Origin of the sequence: Hoskinsella mucinilytica (assembly GCF_045223415.1) — a bacterium.
Lineage (GTDB): Bacteria > Bacillota_I > Bacilli_A > Erysipelotrichales > Erysipelotrichaceae > Hoskinsella > Hoskinsella mucinilytica.
In genome coordinates, this window is record NZ_JBEQZJ010000003.1 from 74,279 (window position 1) to 93,908 (window position 19,630).

Annotated in this window: 18 protein-coding genes; 16 read left to right on the plus strand and 2 right to left on the minus strand. The window is 35.6% G+C overall.

The annotated features are described in order from the left end of the window. Positions 1-8: 8 nt before the first annotated feature. From UGRO018_RS01690 to ppdK, 3 genes are all read left to right on the plus strand, one after another. Positions 9-350 (plus strand): CvfD/Ygs/GSP13 family RNA-binding post-transcriptional regulator, encoded by a 342-nt coding sequence (locus tag UGRO018_RS01690; RefSeq protein WP_463667543.1) that lies wholly within the window; start codon positions 9-11, stop codon positions 348-350. 14 nt (positions 351-364) lie between these two features. Continuing rightward, complete coding sequence (locus tag UGRO018_RS01695) at positions 365-1,639, plus strand: glucose-6-phosphate isomerase (protein WP_416324717.1); 1,275 nt, start codon at positions 365-367, stop codon at positions 1,637-1,639. 234 nt (positions 1,640-1,873) lie between these two features. Then, the gene (gene ppdK / locus UGRO018_RS01700) at positions 1,874-4,507 is read left to right on the plus strand and encodes a pyruvate, phosphate dikinase (RefSeq protein ID WP_416324718.1); all 2,634 of its coding nucleotides are present in this window, start codon (positions 1,874-1,876) and stop codon (positions 4,505-4,507) included. A gap of 258 nt (positions 4,508-4,765) precedes the next feature. Here the strand turns inward: ppdK and UGRO018_RS01705 are convergent, their stop codons facing one another. After that, entirely contained in the window at positions 4,766-5,422 is a 657-nt protein-coding gene (locus UGRO018_RS01705) for a putative ABC transporter permease (protein WP_416324719.1), read from the minus strand. Positions 5,423-5,836: 414 nt separating this feature from the next. Between UGRO018_RS01705 and UGRO018_RS01710 the strand changes: the two genes are divergently transcribed. From UGRO018_RS01710 to UGRO018_RS01735, 6 genes are all read left to right on the plus strand, one after another. Next, positions 5,837-8,599, plus strand: coding sequence for a PAS domain-containing hybrid sensor histidine kinase/response regulator (locus UGRO018_RS01710; protein WP_416324720.1), 2,763 nt, complete (start codon positions 5,837-5,839; stop codon positions 8,597-8,599). A gap of 295 nt (positions 8,600-8,894) precedes the next feature. After that, the gene (locus UGRO018_RS01715) at positions 8,895-9,389 is read left to right on the plus strand and encodes a flavodoxin (RefSeq protein WP_416324721.1); all 495 of its coding nucleotides are present in this window, start codon (positions 8,895-8,897) and stop codon (positions 9,387-9,389) included. Next, positions 9,386-9,706, plus strand: coding sequence for a hypothetical protein (locus tag UGRO018_RS01720; protein ID WP_416324722.1), 321 nt, complete (start codon positions 9,386-9,388; stop codon positions 9,704-9,706). The genes UGRO018_RS01715 and UGRO018_RS01720 overlap by 4 nt, the downstream gene beginning before the upstream one ends. Positions 9,707-9,711: 5 nt before the next feature. Then, on the plus strand, positions 9,712-10,974 hold the full coding sequence (locus UGRO018_RS01725; protein ID WP_416324723.1) for a peptidoglycan bridge formation glycyltransferase FemA/FemB family protein: 1,263 nt from the start codon (positions 9,712-9,714) through the stop codon (positions 10,972-10,974). A 79-nt stretch (positions 10,975-11,053) separates the two neighbouring features. Next, complete coding sequence (locus tag UGRO018_RS01730; protein ID WP_416324724.1) at positions 11,054-11,452, plus strand: MerR family transcriptional regulator; 399 nt, start codon at positions 11,054-11,056, stop codon at positions 11,450-11,452. Positions 11,453-11,559: 107 nt separating this feature from the next. Continuing rightward, the gene (locus UGRO018_RS01735; protein ID WP_416324725.1) at positions 11,560-12,099 is read left to right on the plus strand and encodes a GNAT family N-acetyltransferase; all 540 of its coding nucleotides are present in this window, start codon (positions 11,560-11,562) and stop codon (positions 12,097-12,099) included. Positions 12,100-12,121: 22 nt separating this feature from the next. Here UGRO018_RS01735 and UGRO018_RS01740 read toward each other — a convergent pair whose 3' ends face one another. After that, positions 12,122-12,898: an HAD-IIB family hydrolase gene (locus UGRO018_RS01740; protein WP_416324726.1), complete on the minus strand. Its 777-nt coding sequence runs from the start codon at positions 12,896-12,898 to the stop codon at positions 12,122-12,124. 107 nt (positions 12,899-13,005) lie between these two features. Here UGRO018_RS01740 and uvsE point away from each other — a divergent pair, with 107 nt between their 5' ends. From uvsE to UGRO018_RS01775, 7 genes are all read left to right on the plus strand, one after another. Next, positions 13,006-14,229 carry a UV DNA damage repair endonuclease UvsE gene (gene uvsE, locus UGRO018_RS01745; RefSeq protein WP_416324727.1) on the plus strand — a complete coding sequence of 408 codons (1,224 nt, stop codon included), beginning with the start codon at positions 13,006-13,008 and terminating at the stop codon, positions 14,227-14,229. A 52-nt stretch (positions 14,230-14,281) separates the two neighbouring features. After that, positions 14,282-14,836 carry a hypothetical protein gene (locus UGRO018_RS01750; protein ID WP_416324728.1) on the plus strand — a complete coding sequence of 185 codons (555 nt, stop codon included), beginning with the start codon at positions 14,282-14,284 and terminating at the stop codon, positions 14,834-14,836. Between the two features lie 124 nt (positions 14,837-14,960). Continuing rightward, positions 14,961-15,320 (plus strand): ankyrin repeat domain-containing protein, encoded by a 360-nt coding sequence (locus UGRO018_RS01755; RefSeq protein ID WP_416324729.1) that lies wholly within the window; start codon positions 14,961-14,963, stop codon positions 15,318-15,320. 14 nt (positions 15,321-15,334) lie between these two features. Next, complete coding sequence (locus tag UGRO018_RS01760) at positions 15,335-16,288, plus strand: helix-turn-helix transcriptional regulator (protein WP_416324730.1); 954 nt, start codon at positions 15,335-15,337, stop codon at positions 16,286-16,288. A gap of 37 nt (positions 16,289-16,325) precedes the next feature. Next, positions 16,326-17,789: a DUF2779 domain-containing protein gene (locus UGRO018_RS01765; protein ID WP_416324731.1), complete on the plus strand. Its 1,464-nt coding sequence runs from the start codon at positions 16,326-16,328 to the stop codon at positions 17,787-17,789. Continuing rightward, a complete protein-coding gene (locus UGRO018_RS01770; protein ID WP_416324732.1) occupies positions 17,777-18,643 on the plus strand; it encodes a DMT family transporter in 867 nt (288 codons plus the stop codon). Before UGRO018_RS01765 ends, UGRO018_RS01770 begins: the two co-directional genes overlap by 13 nt. Beyond that, positions 18,633-19,559 carry a magnesium transporter CorA family protein gene (locus UGRO018_RS01775; RefSeq protein ID WP_416324733.1) on the plus strand — a complete coding sequence of 309 codons (927 nt, stop codon included), beginning with the start codon at positions 18,633-18,635 and terminating at the stop codon, positions 19,557-19,559. The genes UGRO018_RS01770 and UGRO018_RS01775 overlap by 11 nt, the downstream gene beginning before the upstream one ends. The last annotated feature ends 71 nt before the right edge of the window (positions 19,560-19,630 follow it).

The window sequence follows — 19,630 nt, forward strand, 5'->3', positions numbered from 1 at the left end:
TGCAGTATATGATTGGAAGTGTGGTTGAAGGTGTCGTTACTGGGATAAAACCATATGGAGCTTTTGTTTATCTAGACAGTAAGCATACTGGTTTGATCCATATCTCAGAAATAAGTGAACGCTTTGTACGTGATGTGCATACGTATGTAAATGTTAATCAGCGTGTAAAGGTTAAAATTCTGGATGTGGATGAAGATGGCACGCACTTTAAGCTGTCACTGAAGGCATTACAGCCGCAAAAGGCAAGGAGCATGAGAAAACGAATTACGCATGAATTGCCTGAGATGAAAATCGGTTTTGCTTCCTTGCAGGAAAAACTGGATGGCTGGATCAAAGATGCCATTCAATAGAAGGAGGAACAAACATGATGAAGTTGGATTTAACACATGCTTTATTGAAGGAAGACGTTTTTGCTTATCAGGATGCAGTAAGCAAATGTCATGAAGAACTCATCAATAAGACATGTAAAGGGAATGACTTTACTGGCTGGGTAGAATGGCCAAACAACTATGATAAAGAAGAGTTTGACCGTATCAAAAAAACAGCAAAGGAAATCCGTGAAAAAAGCGAAGTATTCATTGTATGTGGTATTGGCGGTTCTTATTTGGGAAGTCGTGCCGCAATCGAAATGATCAAGGGCTTATATAACAAAGATAAAGTAGAAATTATCTTTATGGGAAATACTTTCTCAAGTAGTTATATTTCTAATGTTATGGAATATATCAAAGATAAAGAAGTTTGTGTAAATGTAATTTCAAAATCTGGTACTACTACAGAAACAGCACTTGCTTTCCGTCTTTTGAAACAATTTATGGAAGAAAAATACGGAAAAGAAGAAGCAAGCAAACGTATTGTGGCAACTACCGATAAAGCTAGAGGAACGCTGAAGACGATTGCAGATAAGGAAGGCTATGAAACATTCGTTATTCCTGATGATATCGGTGGAAGATTTTCTGTCATTACTCCTGTTGGTTTATTCCCAATTGCAGTCGCAGGTATCGATATCGATGCTATTATGAATGGTCTATCAAAAGGGTATGAAGATTTTAAGGATGCTGATTTGCATAAAAACATTGCGTATCAGTATGCAGTTGCACGTCGTATTTTAGAAAATCAGGGTAAAGATGTAGAGATGCTGGTATCTTACGAACCTCAGATGGTCATGGTAGCAGAGTGGTGGAAACAATTATTCGGTGAGAGTGAAGGCAAGGAAGAAAAGGGAAATCTTCCAACCAGTGCAAATTTCTCAACCGATCTTCATTCACTGGGACAATTTATCCAACAAGGGAAAAAAGTTCTATATGAAACATTGGTATTGGTTGATCAACCTGATGCTGATTTAGAATTCCCAAGTGATCCTGATAATGCAGATGGAATGAATTATTTAAGTGGTAAGAGTGTCGATTGGGTCAACAAAATGGCTTGTAAAGGCACATTAGAGGCACATGAGGTAACAGGAAATGTACCAAATATTTTGATTACATTGCCTGATATGAGTGCTGAAACTTTTGGTTACATGTGTTATTTCTTCTTCAAGGCTTGTGCAATTAGTGTTGCAATGTTGGATGTGAATCCATTTGATCAACCAGGAGTAGAAGTATATAAAAAGAATATGTTCCGTTTATTAGGTAAAAACTAAAGCAAAAGGCTATGATTCATTTATAGAATCAAGCCTTTTTTCATGCTTGAGCATAAATAGGAGGAAAGCAAACATAGAATCATAACAGGTGATGATATGAGCTAGATATCGTAAGGTAATAATTAATTTTATGGAAAAATGAAAAATATAAAAATAGCACTGGTCATATGAGTAAGAATATAGTATAATAGTAACAACGAAATGTAACCGATTACATTAGAGGAGGAATGCTTAATGAGTAAGAAATATGTTTACCTTTTTTCTGAAGGAAACGAACACATGCGTGATTTATTAGGCGGTAAAGGTGCTAATCTGGCAGAAATGATGAATTTGGGTATGCCAGTTCCTTTTGGCTTTACTGTAACTACTGAAGCATGTAATACGTATTATGATGACGGAGAAAAAATCTCTGAAGAAATTCGTAAGGAAATCTTTGATTATTTAATGAAATTAGAGGAGTTGAGTCAGAAGCAATTCGGTGACCCAAAGAACCCTTTGTTAGTATCCGTAAGATCAGGAGCAAGAGCGTCAATGCCCGGTATGATGGATACCATTTTAAATTTAGGACTCAATGATGAGGTTGTCGAAGGTGTTGCGACTTTGACCGGAAATCCACGTTTTGCATATGATTCTTATCGTCGTTTCATTCAGATGTTTGCAGATGTTGTCATGGGTTTAAATAAAGCAAAATTCGAAGAAATCATAGATGAAATGAAAGAAAAGAAGGGTGTAGAACAGGATACTGACCTTGATGCTGATGACATGAAGGAAATGGTAAAACGTTTTAAGAAATTCTATCAAGAAAGCTTAGAAGAGGATTTCCCTGCTGATCCAAAAGAACAGCTGTTTCGAGCAATCGAAGCGGTATTCCGTTCATGGAACAATCCACGTGCAATCTTCTATCGTAAGATGAATGATATTCCGGGAAGTTGGGGAACTGCTGTTAACGTACAGATGATGGTATTCGGTAATATGGGAAATGATTGTGGTACCGGGGTTGCCTTTACACGTAATCCAAGTACAGGTGAAAATAAGCTATATGGAGAATTCTTAATGAATGCTCAGGGTGAAGATGTAGTAGCCGGTATTCGTACACCTCAAACCATTGATCGTTTGAAAGAAACAGCGCCTGCTGCTTATCAAAAATTTACTGAAATTTGTGCTTCCTTAGAAAAACATTATAAGAATATGCAGGATATGGAATTCACAATTGAAAAAGGCAATTTGTTTATGTTGCAAACACGTAATGGTAAACGTACAGCAGCAGCTGCTTTGAAAATTGCTTGTGATATGTATGATGAAGGTATGATTACTCGTGAAGAAGCGTTGATGATGGTGGAACCAAAACAGTTGGATAGTTTATTACATCCACGTTTTGATGAAGAAGCTTTGAAAAAGGCCAAACCAATTGCATCAGCACTTCCTGCATCCCCAGGGGCAGCTTGTGGGCAGGTCGTATTTACTGCTGAACAGGCAATTGAGGAAGCTGCGCTTGGTCACAAGGTTGTTTTGGTTAGATTGGAAACCAGCCCAGAAGATATTGAAGGTATGCATGTATCCGAAGGTATTTTGACGGTAAGAGGTGGTATGACTTCACATGCTGCTGTTGTTGCTCGTGGTATGGGAACTTGCTGTGTTTCAGGATGTGGTGAAATTAAGATCAATGAAACAGATATGACATTTGAAGTGAAGGGTGTCACTTACCATTCAGGTGATTATATTTCTTTAGATGGATCAACTGGTAATATCTATGGAGAAAAAATTCCTACAGTTCCAGCTGAAATTTCAGGTGATTTTGAGCGCTTTATGAAATGGGCAGATGAGGTTCGTGTATTGAAAGTTAGAACGAATGCGGATACACCTAAGGATGCAGCACAAGCAGTTGCATTTGGTGCAGAAGGAATCGGTTTGGTTCGTACAGAACACATGTTCTTTGAAGGCGATCGTATCAAGGCAGTGCGTGAAATGATCGTATCTAAAACAGAAGGTCAAAGAAGAAAAGCACTTGCGAAATTGCTTCCAATGCAACGTGGTGATTTTGAAGGTATTTATGAGGCTATGCATGGATTACCTGTAACCATTCGTTATCTTGATCCACCATTACATGAATTCTTACCAACAAGTTCTTATGATATTGCACAATTAGCAAAAGATATGAATATTGATTTGGATGAATTACGTGGTGTTATTATGAATTTACATGAATTTAACCCAATGATGGGACATCGTGGATGTCGTCTTGCGATTTCTTATCCTGAAATTGCGGAAATGCAGACAACAGCTGTGATCGAAGCAGCGATCAATGTGAATAAAAAACATCCGGATTGGCATATTGAACCTGAAATCATGATACCACTTGTTGGTGATAAGGCTGAATTGAAATATGTAAAAGATGTCGTTGTTCGCACTGCTGAGGAAGTATTGAAACGTGAGAATGCGGAAGTAACATATCATGTAGGAACAATGATCGAGATTCCACGTGCCGCATTACTGGCAGATGAAATTGCAGAAGAAGCTGAATTCTTCAGCTTTGGAACAAATGACTTGACTCAGATGACCTTTGGTTTTTCAAGAGATGATGCTGGTGGATTCTTAAATGATTATTATGAGAAAAAAATCTTTGAACAGGACCCATTTGCCAGAGTAGATCAAAAGGGTGTCGGTAAATTAATTAAGATGGCTGTAGACTTAGGTCGCCAAGCTCGCCCAGGTATCAAACTTGGTATTTGTGGTGAACATGGTGGAGATCCTAGCAGTATTGATTTCTGTCACCGTATGGGATTGACTTATGTAAGCTGTAGTCCATTTAGAGTGCCTATCGCAAGACTAGCTGCTGCACAAGCTGCTATCACCAATAAAGAAAAATAATTTAAGACTTTGCTAGATTACTTAGGAAAGTGATGTAGTAAGCTCAATCAAACAGATGATAACTAGAGGAAGAACAAGCCTTTATAAATCATCTGTTTTTATAATATCGTTTTTTTTACGTTTGGATACTTAATCAAACTTATGGCATTTTTAAATTAAAGTTATAATAAAAAAAGAGGCATTTCTGCAGAATATGCTGAAGTGTCTCTTTACCATGTTAATCACAAGAGTTCTCATAAATGATCATCAAAGAAGCTGTTAGTTTTCCTCTGGGCGCATAACAGGGAACTTTTGATACATATATTCATCATCATAAGTATGATCAATCCACTCTCCGATTATGGAATAAGGCTTTATATTTTGATCTCGTAAAGCCATTCTGCCAAATGCAGTATAGGTCAAAATCACATCAAAGATAATAAAGATAAGAAGAATCATATATAGAGGGTGACCTATTTTATAAGGGATTTTTTCAAGCCATTTTGAAATGAAAGGATAGATGACTTTCATTAGAATGGTTCCGCCAATACCCCAGCCTATCATAAACGGTATCGTAGTTCGTCCCGCAATATTCAAGAAATAATCTGAATAATCCCAAAACTCAACATGAAAGAACGTATCGGCAATCCAACTTGTCATAAATTCCGTAACTCCTCCAATCAAGGAAGCATATAATAATGTTTTCCATAATGGACGTGCATCATTGTGTTTCCCTAGAAATAGGATGAAAATTGCGATCCCTACGCCATAAATAGGACTAAAAGGACCATAAAGCAGTCCTTGTCGATCAGAATAGGTGCCATATTTCACGAAGTTTAATATTTCTTCATAATATGTGCCTATGATACAGCCTATTACAAAAAAAATAAATATTTTTGTAAAACAATACCCCTTAGCAAAAATTTTAGTTTCCATGGTAAAACTCTCCCTTCTTTATCATCATACCATAGCAAGAATTATTACGGAAAAAAAGGAAGATTTTTATTTTCTATAAATGCATTTTGTATCATAACGTAGAATAGGAATCAATGAATGATGAAATTATTCGAATACATTAATTTAAAGTATTGAATACTATAAAAATAGGGAGTGAAATTACCTAATAAAAGTAATCTTAAAAATATTTTACAGACCTTAAATTATCAAAATCGCTACTGTTTTATTTAAAATTTTGTTTTTTATTCCCAATGAAGGTACCACTGGATAGGTTTTTTTTAGAATAGGTGTGTGAAAGTAAGTTTTTTACTATTTTATCCTTTCCTTTATAGAATATTCATTATACAATATTAACATATGTGGTCTTCCATTCATAAGAGGAGTGTAAGGATAATGCAAATCATAAAAAAAGGATACATAGGTGAACAACAAGCAATCTTTGAGCAGTTGGATGTTGGAATGAGTCAGGTTATTTTAAGTGAAAATATTGATATACTATGGTGCAATCACTATTTTTATGAATCACTTTGTTATCAAGAACAAGTGTTTCTTTCTTTATATCCTGATTGGAAGCACTGTTTATTTTCATATCCCAAGGAATTTCAGAAATTAAAGGAACTTCTTTTTATGATGAAATCGCAACATCGAAAGAAACAGACCTTAACCGTGCATCTTCCACATCATGAAAAAACAACCATCTGGGCTAAACTTACCATTACCTTATTGGAAGGAGCTATAGATGATCATCCTGTATATTCTATTTTATTCACAGATATTGATGATGTAATGCGAGAATTAGAAAATATAAGAGCAAGTGAAGAAGAGCGAGAAGAGAATTTCAAATGGATGATGTCTGAATACGCAGGCAATGTTTATATGAGTGATATGGATACCTATGAATTACTTTATGTAAATAAAATGGCCTGTCAGACGTTACAACATTCCGCAGATGAAGTGATTGGTAAGAAATGTTATGAAGTCATCCAAGGAAGGACCTCTCCTTGTCCATTTTGTACAAATAATCGTTTGAATAGAGAACAAACCTATGAATGGGAATTTTTCAATCCGAATTTAAATCGAACCTTTATGATTAAAAATAGAGAATTGAATTGGCATGGACATAGAACCCGAATAGAGCTATCTTATGATATGTTTAGCGCAGAATATAAATTAGCGAAAAAAGATCAGGAAAGAGAAGCTATTCTTCAGACGATTCCCGGTGCATTGGCACGTTTGGATGCTCGTGATTTTAGTAAAATCTTATGGTACAATGGTAGACTATTAGATATGATTGGTTATACGACCCAACAATTTGAAAGTGAATTAAATTCCCGTTGTACTTATATGAAGGAAGAAGATTTCAATCGTGCATCACAATTAGCACAAACATTGACAAAGACCGGAGATAATGTGATTTTTGAAGCTAATATCCTAACACGTGATAAAGAGGAACGTATCTTAATGATAACGCTGTGTTATATTAGTGGAGAAGACAGTTGGGATGGTATTCCTTCTTATTACAGTATTGCCTTAGATATCACAAAGGATCGAGTAGAACAAGCAAGACAAAGAAAAGCGTTGGAAGAGGCCTATGATACCGCAAGAGTAGCATCGCAAGCGAAAACGAATTTTCTATCCTCCATGTCTCATGATATCAGAACACCAATGAACGCCATTGTTGGAATGGCAACGATCGCTCAAGCAAATATCGATTCACAAGAAAAGGTACACGATTGTTTAAATAAAATTAATATATCTAGTAGGCATTTATTAAGTTTGATCAATGAAGTCTTGGATATGTCAAAAATCGAAAGTGGTAAGATCGATTTGATGTTGGAAACCGTTGAACTTTCTGAATTGGTTGAAAATATATCCAATATTTGTAGACCGATGATGAATCGTAAACATCAAGATTTTAAGATCGTAATCGATTGTGTCAATCATGAAAAGATCATTACTGATGGGGATCGTTTACAACAGATTTGTATGAATCTTTTGTCCAATGCAATGAAGTACACACCTGAACATGGACATATCAGCTTACAAATCCATGAAGTTCCTTCTTTGATACCGGGAAAGGGACGTTTTGAATTTATCTTTACTGACGATGGTATAGGAATGTCTGAGGAATTTATTCCACACATTTTTGAGGCGTTTTCAAGAGCTGAGGATTCTAGAATCAGTAAAATTCAAGGAACCGGTTTGGGTATGGCAATCACGGAAAATATCGTTCATATGATGAATGGAACCATAGAAGTGAAAAGCGAGCTTGGAAAGGGTAGTCAATTTATCGTGTCGATTCCCTTGCAGATACAAGAAGAGGAACAAAAGATAGACGAGCAATTGAGTGGTAACGCTGTCCTTGTAGTAGATGATGATCAGATCGTATGTGAAAATGCTGTATTATTGTTAAATGAGTTGGGTATGCGTGGAAAATGGGTGTTATCAGGTCGAGAAGCAATCACTTATGTAGTACAAGCACATGAAGAGAAGAATGATTTTTTTGCGGTCATCTTAGATTGGAAGATGCCGGATCTAAGTGGATTGGATACATTAAGAATAATCAGAAAAGAATTAGGAGATGATATACCGATCATTATTATCTCAGCCTATGATTTTACGGAAATAGAAGAAGAATTCGTCAAAGCGGGTGCAGATGCCTTTATCACCAAGCCACTATTTAAGTCTAAGATGCTTCATGTATTAGAATTGTTCTGTACGAGCAATCGATTGGATAATGCAAATACGGAGATAGAAGAAACATATTCTTCACTATGCGGAAAACGAGTATTATTAGCTGAAGATAATGAATTGAATCGAGAAATCGCAGTTGAATTACTTGCTTTACAGGGGATTTTAGTTGATTGTGCACAGGATGGTATCGAGGCCTTAGATAAATATAAAGCTTCTGATCTTGGTTATTATACCGCTATTTTAATGGATATCCAGATGCCGGAGATGGATGGCTATGAAGCAACGAAAGCCATTCGTCGATTGGATCGAGAAGATGCGAAGGAAATACCTATCATTGCATTAACAGCCAATGCTTTCTTATCCGATGTCATATCTGCGCAAAGTGCAGGAATGAATGATCATGTCGCAAAACCAATAGATGTAGAACATTTGGTTGAAGTATTACAAAAATATATCAAATAAGAAAAGGTCCATGAGTTGTCATGGGCTTTTATTGTTTGATTAAAATGTGAAATATTGTGAAATGGATCATATCAACTTGACTTAAAGTAAACTTTAACTGATATCATCTCTTCATCTGGTGAAGTTGAATGAAGAAATGAGGTGTTGAAGTGAAGAAATTACATTGTATACAGATAAATCGTCATATTCATACAAATAAATGGAGTATGCTATATTGTGAGGAATCAGCTTGTACGACTCGCCTTTTAACACGATACAATGTTAAAAGTCGCCAAAACGAAGGGTGTAAGTTTTCATGATGAAAACTGCTGTCATCTATTTTTCTCATACGGGAAATTCTCGTAATATTGCCAGATATATACAAAAAAGAGTTCCGTGTGATTTGTATGCTGTATTGGTAGAGCATCCATATGCGAAAACTTGTCAAGCCTTAACATTGGAAAACGGATCAATAGAAAAACGATATCAAAAGGATAAAAAAAGCATTATGGAAACATATGAACTGCTGATTTTTTGTACACCGATATGGTGGTATCGGATTGCGCCTGCATCTATCAACTTACTCAAAGAAATCGATACAAATGGAAAAGTATTGATTCCTTTCTTGGCACATGGTGGTTATGGAATCGGAAATAGCAGTGAGGAGCTTCATCAATATTGCCCAAATGCCCACATTCCATGGATCAACATCATTCCTTTTCATATGAAAAAAATGGCGATTTCATTTCAGGAATTAAACCAAATGATTAAAAACATCACATACATACAGAAAAAGGGTGTGAAGGAATGAAGGAAATCTATCAATTTTTTTCTAAAACAGAAGTAGAGAAACTACCAAAATATGCAAATTGCATTATAAATCAAGAAGATAACATATCAAACACGACATTAAGCAAAGAACAAGTGTTATTACTACAAACACTTTACCAGGCAATCCAACGATATAAAGAGCCTATCCTATGGCAATGTTATTTGCTGGTAGAAAGAAAGGCATTTCACATAGAAAGGGATGATTGGTGCTATTTATGTGATTTGTTAATAGAAGAGCTGAACGGAACGTTACCATTATTTGATTATGTAGATCAATTAAAACAAAGAGGAGTGTGAGGTGTATGGAATTTGTTGTATTAGACACACAGGAATACGATCGTTTTGCTAGAAATCATCCATATCGTAATTATCTTAACTCATTATATGCTTTTGAAGTAAAACGATATTATGGTTATGAAAATCACTTTGTAGGCGTAAAAAAGGATGGGGAGTTGCTGGGCGCTGCGGCGATTTCCTTATCCCCTTTAATGAAATTCTATCGTTATGCATATGCACAAAGAGGCTTTTTAATTGATTTTCAAGATCAGGAACTACTTTCTTTTTTTACAGAAAAATTGAAAAGTTATTTAAAAAAACAAAACGTCATTTATTTGCGTATGGATCCTTATGTGATGCTACAACAACGAGATGAGGATGGAGCAATCATTGAAGAAGGATGGAAAAATTTTGCCTTATTAAGTCATTTAAAAACCAATGGATATCATCATCAGGGATTTACCACCGGGTTTTCTTCAACGAGTCAAGTACGATGGATGATGGTGTTAGATCTAAAGGATAAGAGTGAAGCACAGATATTTCAAGAATTGAATCAAAGAACACGATGGAGCATTCGTAAAGCTGAAAGGCTTGGTGTCGAGATCAGAGAGCTAAAGGAAGAGGAATTAGATCGCTTCTATGAAATGATGGAATATACTTCATTTACAAGACATTTTTTGAACATGCCATTATCTCATTATAAAGCCCAGCGAGAAATTTTCGGAAGTGATAGAGCTAAATTTCTCATGGCATATTTGGATTGTGATAAGGTAACTCTACGCTTACAGGATGCTTATGATGAGAAAATGAAGGAGCTAAGTGAAGTTAAGCAAACTTTATTAGAGCATCCGGATTCTAAAAAATATCGTAAGAAAAAAGCTTCCATTCTGGAAGAGATGGTTGCTATGAAGCAACAAAGCGCACAAATAGAACAATTAAAGAAGAAACATGGGAATATCATTGATATCGCCACTGCTTATTTTATTCTTTATGAGAATGAAATTGTTTATGTATCCAGTGGAGCTTTTGATGAATTTCGCAGTTTTAATGGACCTTATGCTATTCAATGGTATATGATCAAAGAGGCATTGAACCAAGGTATCGCTCGTTATAATTTCTATGGTACCAGTGGGATCTTTCACAAAGATGCTCCGGATTATGGGGTGTATTTGTTTAAAAAAGGATTCCATGCACATGTAGAAGAGTTGATCGGAGATTTTATTTTACCGATTCAACCAATGAAATATCGACTCTATCGTAGATGGAAAGGAAAAATAGCCGAACTTTGATACGATATTATGCAATATTTTACTTGACTTAAAGTGTACTCCAAGTCTTACAATATAGATAGGAAAGGAGTGTAGGGATATGACCATTGCAGAAGTTAGTAAGAAGTATGGAATAAGTGCAGATACGCTTCGTTATTATGAAAGAATACACTTAATACCTCCTGTACATCGAAATACCAATGGGATAAGAAATTTTACGGAAGAAGATTGTAAATGGGTGGAGTTCGCAAAATGTATGCGAAATGCAGGAATTTCTATTGAGGCTTTGATTGAATATGTGGCATTGTTTCAACAAGGTGAGAAAACAAGAGAGTGTAGGAAGCAATTATTGATAGAGGAGTATGAAAAACTTTCGATACGAGTTCAGGAAATGAAGGATACCATGAAGCGTTTAGAATCGAAAATAGCCCACTATGATGATACTATTTTGATGGCAGAACACCGTTTAAATCGCCAAGAAGAAGAGGAATTAGCATAATTTTATAAATGTATTCGGTTACATGTAAAAAAGGAATTGACGTACCTTTTCACGATAGTATATTATTACTTTTATACGAATGAATGGTATTTGTAAAGAGGTACGTTATGCTAAAAAGAGAAAATACACCAGAAATAGAAACAACGAGGTTACGCTTAAGAAAAGTTACATTACAGGATGCCGATGCATTGTTGGCAATCTATCAAGTGGAAGGTATTCATCGTTATCGTCCATGGATTCCGTTTACGACCATATCTCAAGTGAAGGCCTATATTAAAAAAAGAATTTATCCTGTTTATCAAGAAAACATTGGATATTTTTATGCGATTGAAGATAAGTTGGATCATCAGGTCATTGGATTCATATCCATTGTCGGAATCGATGAGAATTTATGTAAAGGTGAAATTGAATATGGTTTGTTGAAATCTTATTGGGATGGTGGCTATGCCAAAGAAGCCGGTGAGGCAGTATTAAAAAAGGCAAAGGAAAACGGCTTTGCCAGTGTTTCTATATCACAAAGTACAGAGGTACCATATTGTGGTAAACTTATGGAACTTATTAAAATGCGCTATCGTTATAGCTTCCAGATGAGAAAACCTGGAAAGTTGATGATCACCTATCGATATTATCAAATTGATTTTGATTAACGAAGACCACATGGTCTTTTTTTTAATCGATCCAACCAAATTTTTTACATGCTTTCCAAATACCATCTCTTATATTTGTGTCAGTTACATATTTTGCTTTTTTCTTTAATGCTTCACAAGCATTTCCCATTGCGATGGAAAACCATTGTTCGTCAAACATAACCAGATCATTATAGTCATCTCCGAAAACAACAACATCTTTTGTGTCTGCACCAAGATTGGCTATCATATCCAAAATACCATCTTTTTTACGATCATGTTGAAACACCAGATAGCCTTTTTCCAGACGTAAATATCCGATAGCATCTTGCTTTGTAAGGCGATATTCTTCAACTTGTGGAATGGATATATATAACTTATAAATTTCCTTTACCTGATGGATATCAAAAGATGCATCAATGATGTAATGAGTAGCCTCTTTTCGCTCACCGCATTGGATCCTAAAGTCATCATTATTACTATATACATCAATAGAATCATCCAACATGGCAAGTACACCATAGCCTAATTGTTGTGCTTCATCATAAATATGAATGGCTGCTTCTTTGTTTAATGGGATATTTTGAATGAACTGATCTTGAATCACAAGACCGGCTCCACCACAACAAACCATATGATGTAAATGAACTTGTTCCATAAAAGGCCTTGCTTTATAATGTGCTCTTCCAGTAGCAATTGCTACAAAATGGCCTTCTTTTTGTAATGCCAGCAAGGCTTGTTGTGCAGATGGAACGATCTGCTTGCTAGCTTGATCAGTTAAAGTTCCGTCAATATCGAAAAAAAAGTATTTTTTATCCATAAGCTATCTCCTAATTTGCTTTTATGATAACGCAGCATATAAAAAAATACAACTCTCTCGAATGAAAAAAAGGGAAATGAACAAGCTAAATATGATGAGGTGAAATTATGAAAATCGGTTATGCATGTCAGTGTTTAAGCAATACCATGCCATCCTTTCGTACTTGTATCAAAAAATTTGCCAGTGAAGAAAATTTACTTTCGATCATCACACATAATCTTAAGGTATTAGATGAAATACTTGATTATAATCATGAACATGGTATACAACTATTTCGCTTAAGCAGTGATTTGATACCCTTTGGCTCCAGTCCGATCAATACAGTTGCATGGAGATCAATATTTGCTTCCTCTTTTCTTGCCTTGGGAGAGAAAGCAAAAGCATATCATATGCGTTTGACCATGCATCCAGGGCAATATACGATCCTGAATACTCCAAATGAGAATGTATGGCAACGCTCGGTGTTAGATTTACGATATCATTGTGATATCTTAAATCTTATGGGAATGGATACCACCAATAAGTTGATTTTACATGTTGGAGGTATCTATGGGAATAAAGAGGAAGCCATAAAGCGTTTTTTATCATCCTTTCCTAAATTAGATGAAGATATACAAGCACGTTTGATCTTAGAAAATGATGATCGATATTATACTTTGCAAGATGTATGGTCTTTGGCAAATCAATTACATATTCCGATTGTATTTGATAATCTTCATCATGCACTACTTCCTTCCTTTCCAAAGCTTTCTTTGCTACAGGTCATGCAAATGGTACAAAAAAGTTGGAAGAATCAGGATGGCAGAATGAAAATTCATTATAGTCAACAAGATCCTGATCGTAGGAAAGGGGCACATGCACACTATTTGGATCCGATAGCCTTTGTTTCATTCTGTGAGGATATCAAATGGATGGATATAGATATCATGTTGGAAGTGAAATCAAAAAATCTTGCGGCATTAGAGGCACTTGATCTTTTATATCCTAAACACTTTTGTGCTATAAAGACATGGAAGCACTATCGTTTTCTTGTGTTACGACATTCCATATCCATATTTACTAAACTAGAACAGGATGTTAGTCATATGGATGCATATACTTTTTATCAATGGATCCATACCGCATGTAGTATGATGGAGGAACAAGGTGCGATCTGTTATCGTCTTATGTTACAGGAATGGGCTCCTCGACTTCAAGAGGAACAAAAAGTAAAACTTACACGAGCTATCATGCGATATCAGGAGCATAAATTATCTGAACAAGGTGTGAAACAAGCATTTCTTACTGTCTCAAAAAGTATCAAAGAAGAGGATGATTATCTGTTTCTTTAAGGTATAAGGTGAACTGCTATGGCAATACTAATTGTGACAGGAGGAAATGATAATGAAAAAGAATATGAAAATTGTTGCGTGTGTTTTGGCATTATGTTCAATGATGAGCGCATGTAATGCGAAAAAAGATGTAGAAGATGCGAAAGATAAGGTAGAAAATAAGGCGAATACAGCCAAAAAGGATGTAGATGATAGCATTGATCATTTCATGAATTATTTTAAAGAAAAAGGTGTGAAGTATGAAAGTGATGAAACCATCGATCAAATGGATTTTGCTGCTTATGAAGGAAGAAGCTTCATGTTCAATGGATCAAGAGCATATTTATATCGAGTAAAAAGCAATGACGAAAACATGAAAAAGGTATTACAAGAAGCGAAAGATAAAGGTAAAGTAAAGGTTAATGTTGATAATAAGGAAAGTGAATATGCCGCTAGGGTCAATGGAGATTATTTATTGCTGTATGATACGAAAGCAGATATGCGTGAAGTATTAAATGCATTCCCAGGATATACACCAGGTACGACTACAACTACCACAAGTACACAAGAAGATACAGATGATCAATCAAACTCTAATACGGATACCAATACTGAGAAAGAGGATTAAACTTACGTTTATCCTTTTTATTTTACAAAGTGAAGAAAATATGCCATAATGTTTTTAGTTCTTACATAAATAATGTAAGAAAGTGTTGTATCATAAAGCCATCAGAAAAGAAAGGATGAGGTTTATGGTCAACGAACGTAGATTGGCAAGGGAATTATTAAATGCAGTGTATGATAAGGATTTAGAGCGTGCTGAGGAGTTGTTGGATTTTGGCGCTGATGCGAACTGGATCTTTAACGGATATCCGATCTTGCATCATGCAGTATGTAAAAAGGATCGTCGTATGGTGAAACTTCTGATTGAACGTGGTGCAGTTCAAATTGATAGTGCATTGGCATTTGCACAAGATCGAGGACTTACCGGCATGGTTTTATTATTACATCGCTATGGGGCTTCACCTAAACATGAATATATGAATGTTGCATTTGGCTATTATCCTAATCGTTATGCACCTATTGATTACCAAGCCCTATTACATCCATAGAAAGAGGGAACAACATGAATCGATGTGCGAATTGCATACAAATGTTGCTGTTATTACATGCAAGAGGATTTATGCGAAAAGAAGAATTGGCTGATGAATTAGGTGTGAACCTGAGAAATATCGTAGAATATCGAAAAGAATTAGAAGCAGCCGGATACACGATTATGACAACAACCGGAAAATATGGCGGGTACACTCTGGAAAGGGGTACCCTTTTGCCTGTACAAGGATTCACCACAAAACAAAAAAAGGCGTTACAAGAGGCCTTGGTTTATTTGAAAGAACATCCGGATTTTTATATGATCGAAGATTTTCAAAGTGCGATGGATAAGATACAAGCATCCAGTGCAATGCCGCATAGTTCAGCCGGGTTCTATCTGAACGATACCAAAGCCATCGTATCAAAACAGGTGCAAGAGATGATTCAATTGTGTGAACAAGCAAGACAAGAACATAGAGTAATCGATATGGAGTATAAAAGTATGCATGCTAAGACCTTCCAACAAATTCGTATTCATCCATATGAAATCTTAAACTATAAGGGAAGCTATTATTGTTTGGCATACTCTTTAAAAGCAAAGGATTATCGCCATTATAAATTTAGTGAAGAGCGTATGCGCCTTGTCACCATGAATGAGCTTACCTTTAATCGTGATATGGATTTCAATATCAAGGATCATGTCGGAAATCTTGGATTAATTCAAGATGCGGTGTATGAATTGGAGTTAGAATTATATGAAGAAACGGCTTTGTTAATGTCAGAAAAGCAAGTAGGATTGCATCCAGTCATACAATGGATCAGCGAAGATACGTTGCATTACTCCACGATCATGGAAGGAAAGATGGAAGTCATCAGCTTTCTTTTGTCACTAGGAAAGCAATGTAAAGTCATCAAACCGCAAAGTATACGAAAAGAAATCGAAGAAATATTACACGATATGCTAGGAAACTATCACTTTTCAGAATAATTCTGTTATAATCATTAAGAAAGTGAAGTGAAGAAAGATGTATCATGTATCTGATTTTAAAAAATATGAGCGATGTCAAAGAATGTTCTGGTTGTCACGAAAAGAACGAAAATCCATGATTCCTTTTGTGAATTATAATATGAATATGATGGAACTATGTCAAGAGTTGCTGATGATCAAAGATCCTTTTATCGGAGAAGCAAATGATGAAGGGGAAAGAGCGTTGGCTGCATTAGAGGAATATACGTGGCTTTTGAATGCCAGATTTGTATATGAAGACCTTAGAGTAAAGATACCAATCTTATATCAAGAAGCAGGAAAACGAATCGTTTATTTCACCTCTACCAACTGTTATCCAAAAGAAGGAGAAGCAAAACGGATGGCAGATACGCTATCTGTGTTAAGCTTATTGGGAATTGACGTTGATGAAGTATATCTCATTCATTTAAATGCGGATTATGTAAGAGACAAAGAGCTGGATGTTAGAAACTTACTTGTGATCAATGATCATTTATATAACTCAAAAAATCATTTAGGAAAGACGATCAAGGAATTGTTAAAAGCAAATGATCGAGATGTGGTAGCATTGTTGGAAGAACTTCGTTCTTGTGAAGCATGTGATGAAGTTTGCGCAATCAGAAGTAATGCTTGTACCAGAGGAATCAAATGTCCTTATTTTGAAGATTGTTTTGATGAGGAATTGGATCACACAAGCATTCTCCATCTTGTGCAATCGTCCAAAAAATACGATATGCATGAGGAAGGAATCAAGGATATCAAAGATGTTGATATCGAACGGATTGAGGGAACTCGTCATCAATATGCCCAGATCATGGCAGCAAAATACGGTAGATATGTAGATAAAGCGGCACTTCGTTGTTGGTTAAAGGATCATATTCAATATCCAATCAGCTATTTGGATTTTGAATGGGAAACCTATGCATATCCTCCATATCCCGGAATGAAACCATTTGATGTATTATGTTTTCAATATAGTCTGCATATTGAAGAAAGTGAACATGCACCTTTGAAACATGTCGGATTTATAGAAACAAAAGATTGTCGTATCGCATTTATCGAATCACTCATTGCCAATGTACCAACACATGGAACCATCCTTGTATATAACATGGAAGGTGCAGAAAAGCTACGTTTAAAGCAATTAGCGGTGCAATTTCCTCAATATGAAAAACAATTGGAAGCAATATGGGAAAGAATGGTCGATTTATCTCTTCCATTTTCTACCGGCAATATCTATGATAATCGTATGGCGGGCTTTTATTCTTTAAAAACCTTGGTGCCGATCTTTTCAGATTATAATTATCAAGATCTGGATATCTCCTATGGTATGGATGCGGTAGAGAAATTTCGGGAATTAGAACATTGTACACCAGAAGTTTCGAATCTTATCCGTGAACAATTAGATGCTTATTGTTCGATGGATACTTATGCGGAATATATTGTATTTCATGCAATTGAGAAGCTGGCATGGGAAGAATAAATTTATATCATAACGTGATCGCAATGCTCATCTTTGGTACCATTGGTTTATTTGTGAAATCCGCAGGTGTACCTAGCGCATTGTTGGCATGGTTACGTACTTTGATCGGAGCTATCATATTAGGCGCTGTCTTATGGTTTCAAAAAAAGCCGATCCATGTTGAAAAGGGACAATTAAAGTATCTGATCTTATCTGCTTTATTTCTTGGCTGTAACTGGGTGTTTTTATTTGAAAGTTATCGCTATACAAGCGTATCCAATGCAACCATTGCATACTACACAGCTCCTATTTTGATTCTATTACTTTCGGCGATCATCTATCATATGAAGCTGAAAGTAAAGGATGGTATTTGTCTTTTTTTGACCATGATGGGTTTGATTTGTATTACCTTTCAAGGTGGAGAAATCAATGTGATGGGCATCCTATTCGGTTTACTTGCGGCATTAGGATATGCTGGAGTTGTTTTGACCAATAAAAAGATCCATATGGAATCCATTGGTTTTACATTTGTTCAACTTGGAATAGCTGCGATTTTGTTGTTTCCTTATGTGATGATGCAACAAGAGCTTTCCTTATTAACTACGCTTACAATGCATCAGATTCCCTTTATTCTTATCCTGGGAATCGTCCATACAGGTCTTGCATATTTATTGTATTTTTCTTCTATTGCAAAGCTATCACCTGCTACGATCGCTGTATTTTCCTATCTTGATCCATGTACTGCCATTTTGTTATCCATATTCGTGTTACATGAAGGTAGCAGTATGATGCAAATCGTTGGTATACTATTGATTTTTACAGGAATTCTTTTAACTTCTTATCAGAAAAAAGGGAGAGAAGAGCATGTTTTATGAATATCATCAAGGCTTGAAACGTATAGAAATAGATACATGGGATGGTTCAACATTGCTATTTGGCATTGTTACATCTCAAGAAATGAATCAGCTTCATGAGCGATTACATTTTGATATCGCTACCATGCAAGAATATGAGCATGAATCTAAACGCATGCATCATAAAATGGATTCTTATTATGGCTATAATTTCGGTTTATTACAGCATATTACAAAAGGTAATCATGGGTTTTCAAAAATCAGAGTTGGGGTGTATGTTAATGCACAGGTAATACTGGTGATCTGTGATGATGAGATGTTTTGTCAAACCATTTTTCAAGCGGTCTATAAAATTAACCAAAAGACATTTTGTAAGGAGCATGTCTTATCGGCCTTGCTTCATTGTATCATAGTAGAGCATACGGATATGATAGAGCAAATGGAAACTAGATTGGCAACGATGGATGAACAGGTTTTAGAAAATCATATGAAAGATTTTAATACGCAAATTCGAAGTTTTAGGAATGAAATTTTGTTTTTGACACACTATTATGAACAATTCATGGATGTATGTGAAGAGCTGTTACAAGACGAAAATGGATTTTTTCAAATGGAGGAACTTCATCATCTTAGGATCATGTCAGATCGTATTCAAAGATTAGATAGCAATGTTCGTTTGTTAAAGGATTATATGGTTCAAGTACAGAATTCATATCAGGCCCAAGTCGATATGAACTTAAATCATATCATGTATTTCTTTACTGTGATCACCACCATCTTTCTACCTTTAACATTGATCGTTGGTTGGTATGGCATGAATTTTAAAAATATGCCGGAATTGAATTGGCGTTTTGGATATCCATTGGTGATCTTACTATCCATTATCACGGTTGTGTTATGCATTTTGTTTTTCAAAAAAAACAAATTATTAAAATAATCAGAAAGAAAATAGAAAAATGTTGACAAAGGCTAACTTTTGATATATACTATAGATGAAGTTAGATAAAA

Coding starts and splice junctions, on each gene's coding strand:
- UGRO018_RS01690 (WP_463667543.1), top strand. CDS start 9: ATGATTGGAAGTGTGGTTGAAGGTGTCGTTACTGGGATAAAACCATAT.
- UGRO018_RS01695 (WP_416324717.1), top strand. CDS start 365: ATGATGAAGTTGGATTTAACACATGCTTTATTGAAGGAAGACGTTTTT.
- ppdK (WP_416324718.1), top strand. CDS start 1,874: ATGAGTAAGAAATATGTTTACCTTTTTTCTGAAGGAAACGAACACATG.
- UGRO018_RS01705 (WP_416324719.1), bottom strand. CDS start 5,422: ATGGAAACTAAAATTTTTGCTAAGGGGTATTGTTTTACAAAAATATTT.
- UGRO018_RS01710 (WP_416324720.1), top strand. CDS start 5,837: ATGCAAATCATAAAAAAAGGATACATAGGTGAACAACAAGCAATCTTT.
- UGRO018_RS01715 (WP_416324721.1), top strand. CDS start 8,895: ATGATGAAAACTGCTGTCATCTATTTTTCTCATACGGGAAATTCTCGT.
- UGRO018_RS01720 (WP_416324722.1), top strand. CDS start 9,386: ATGAAGGAAATCTATCAATTTTTTTCTAAAACAGAAGTAGAGAAACTA.
- UGRO018_RS01725 (WP_416324723.1), top strand. CDS start 9,712: ATGGAATTTGTTGTATTAGACACACAGGAATACGATCGTTTTGCTAGA.
- UGRO018_RS01730 (WP_416324724.1), top strand. CDS start 11,054: ATGACCATTGCAGAAGTTAGTAAGAAGTATGGAATAAGTGCAGATACG.
- UGRO018_RS01735 (WP_416324725.1), top strand. CDS start 11,560: ATGCTAAAAAGAGAAAATACACCAGAAATAGAAACAACGAGGTTACGC.
- UGRO018_RS01740 (WP_416324726.1), bottom strand. CDS start 12,898: ATGGATAAAAAATACTTTTTTTTCGATATTGACGGAACTTTAACTGAT.
- uvsE (WP_416324727.1), top strand. CDS start 13,006: ATGAAAATCGGTTATGCATGTCAGTGTTTAAGCAATACCATGCCATCC.
- UGRO018_RS01750 (WP_416324728.1), top strand. CDS start 14,282: ATGAAAAAGAATATGAAAATTGTTGCGTGTGTTTTGGCATTATGTTCA.
- UGRO018_RS01755 (WP_416324729.1), top strand. CDS start 14,961: ATGGTCAACGAACGTAGATTGGCAAGGGAATTATTAAATGCAGTGTAT.
- UGRO018_RS01760 (WP_416324730.1), top strand. CDS start 15,335: ATGAATCGATGTGCGAATTGCATACAAATGTTGCTGTTATTACATGCA.
- UGRO018_RS01765 (WP_416324731.1), top strand. CDS start 16,326: ATGTATCATGTATCTGATTTTAAAAAATATGAGCGATGTCAAAGAATG.
- UGRO018_RS01770 (WP_416324732.1), top strand. CDS start 17,777: ATGGGAAGAATAAATTTATATCATAACGTGATCGCAATGCTCATCTTT.
- UGRO018_RS01775 (WP_416324733.1), top strand. CDS start 18,633: ATGTTTTATGAATATCATCAAGGCTTGAAACGTATAGAAATAGATACA.